This is a genomic window from uncultured Thiocystis sp. (assembly GCF_903866365.1).
In the GTDB taxonomy this organism is placed as follows: Bacteria; Pseudomonadota; Gammaproteobacteria; order Chromatiales; family Chromatiaceae; genus Chromatium.
In genome coordinates, this window is the sequence record NZ_CAIPNF010000431.1 from 1 (window position 1) to 2,136 (window position 2,136).

Annotated in this window: 1 protein-coding gene and 1 pseudogene; one reads left to right on the forward strand and one right to left on the reverse strand. The window is 58.6% G+C overall.

Translation table 11 applies throughout. The annotated features are described in order from the left end of the window. Positions 1 to 146 precede the first annotated feature (146 nt). The gene (locus tag QZY07_RS23560; RefSeq protein ID WP_295408213.1) at positions 147 to 734 is read left to right on the forward strand and encodes a hypothetical protein; all 588 of its coding nucleotides are present in this window, start codon (positions 147 to 149) and stop codon (positions 732 to 734) included. Positions 735 to 1,154: 420 nt separating this feature from the next. Here the strand turns inward: QZY07_RS23560 and QZY07_RS23565 are convergent. Next, positions 1,155 to 2,064 (reverse strand): annotated as a pseudogene (locus QZY07_RS23565) (IS1380 family transposase); the annotation flags it as partial. Between the last annotated feature and the right edge of the window lie 72 nt (positions 2,065 to 2,136).

The window sequence follows — 2,136 nt, forward strand, 5'->3', positions numbered from 1 at the left end:
ATCGATGAGCAGGTGCAGCGCTTCTTCGTTCAGGCACTGCAACTCGATGAGTTCACCCTCCAATTGGAGGGCGCAGAGACTGATTCTATGGAGGTCTGAGACGATCGCCATGGCGAACTTCAACTCCGAAACGTGAGCTTGAAGAAATGAAGCGGCTTCCCACGCTTTACCCATCGCTCCGTGAGATCGGGTTCTATGTCGGTGGTTTTGGTTGGCTGATTGACATGCTGGTCATGCCCGCCTGCATGTTCGCACTGTATGCCTTTCCCAGCCAATCCACTCGAATTGGACGTTTCCTTGTTTTTGCGCTCAAGCGATGGACGCCGCACGGCCAATGGGCGCTCCTGGAGATGGAGGCAACGGGGCAACGAGATGGACGCCAGGTGCAAATGACCGTCCGCGTATCGCACCAGGATGCCTATGAACTGACCGCCCTCGCTATCGTGGGAACGCTCATGCAATACCATGCCCTGCCCAAACAGGCCGGGCTTTGGACACAGGCTGAATATGTCGTTCCAGAAACCTATTTTGAATTCTTAAAGGGGGGTATCCATCTGAGTGCGGTAGCGCCGATGAGTTGGATCTCGACACACCATCCAAAGGACGCTTCGAGTGCCAAGATCACAATATCTGGTATCCACCGCACTGAGCTGGACACCCCCCTTCTTAAAAACCCGTTCGGTTCAGGTCAGTATCATCTCGGATTGTTATCAGCCCGCGTTGAGGTGAGTTGACGAACTCAAACATTTTCCGGTGTGATGTTGAGATTCGCGCTCGTTCATTCCAGCGCGAGTGATCCGGCCGGGAAGAGGCGCGGGGTTGAGATGAAATGCTTTCTCATGCCGAACATCCAGTATGAAATCTAAACCGCAGCAGCTTAACCAGGGGCGTGAACGCCTAAGGCGCTCGGGATCGGTGGTACCACCACAGTAGGAGACCAAATAAACCGATGACTCCGCCGATCAGCCAGCGCCATGGTCCGGCAACCCAGGGCCAGAGAAGCCCTCCCAGCAGCGTGGCGACCAGAACCAGCAGCGGGATTTCATAGAGATATCCCCCTTCACTTCCTTTCGGTCGGCTCATTCACTGGAATCCTGTTGCTCAAGTGGCGTCCCGTAACCCTGCGGATCCATTTGGTAATACTGGCCGTTGGGATCGTGGTAAGAACGAGTACTGCTCGGCGGCGCCTGGTGGAGACGGCGGGCATTGGCTTCACGGACCGCGTGGCGTTGGCGGTTGGTCACCAGAAAGGGCGTGGCCAGCGGCGAGAGCACGCGGTTGCCGGCCAGTCCGAAGAGGAAATCCGTGTGCCCATCGGCCAGCGTCAGCGCCATCAATTCCGGATTGGCGAAAGGGGCATCGCCGCGCCGCACGAAGTGGGTGTCGGGCCAGGCCGCGCGCAGACGCTGCAACACCCGTTTGAGGATCATGGCGTTCTCGGCCCCCGTTGGGCGCTTGCCGGGGCGCAGGGCGGCGGTGATGAACGTTCCCGAGAGGCCCTCGAAGAGAAACAGCGGCAAGTCGCAGTGGCTCTGAGAGTAATGGTTGTCGAAGCTGAATTCCTGCTGTCCGTGGGTGGGATCCTCGGAAGGGTCCAGGTCGATCACGATCACCGCGGGTGCTTCGGGATCGCTGGCGATGAACGGATCGACGAAGGCCTGCGCCATCCGATCGATGTCCTTGCTCGAAACGGCATTCTCCAGGCGCGAGAACGTGGGTGCACTGGCCAAGTCCATGGCCTCATCCAAGGGACGGCGCTCCACGCCGAGCGTGAACAGCGGATCGCGGCGCCGCGCATTGGCGTCGTTGCCATCTTCGTCTCCGCCGCCGATCTGAACGATCCGCTGGGCGAGCCGGTCGCGCAGGGGATTGGGTGATGTCGGACGGATGGCGTTGGTCATCGACCGTCTGGGCGAGTCGTTCGGTCAGACCGATCTGCCGGTCGACGCCGCGCAAAATCAAGGGGCCGACGTCAGACGACATCGCCCCGCCGTCAACGTCGGCGCGCACGGTCAGGCCGCAGGGCGAGCGCGTACCCCTATAAATCAATAAGTTACAGTTCATATGTATTGTGAAGCTCGCATCTTAACTGTTTGATTTTATTGATTTCAGAAAAAATTATACGCGCTCACCCTG

What these genes read in the sequence shown, in the direction of transcription:
- QZY07_RS23560 (WP_295408213.1), top strand. Translation starts at nt 147, where the DNA reads ATGAAGCGGCTTCCCACGCTTTACCCATCGCTCCGTGAGATCGGGTTC.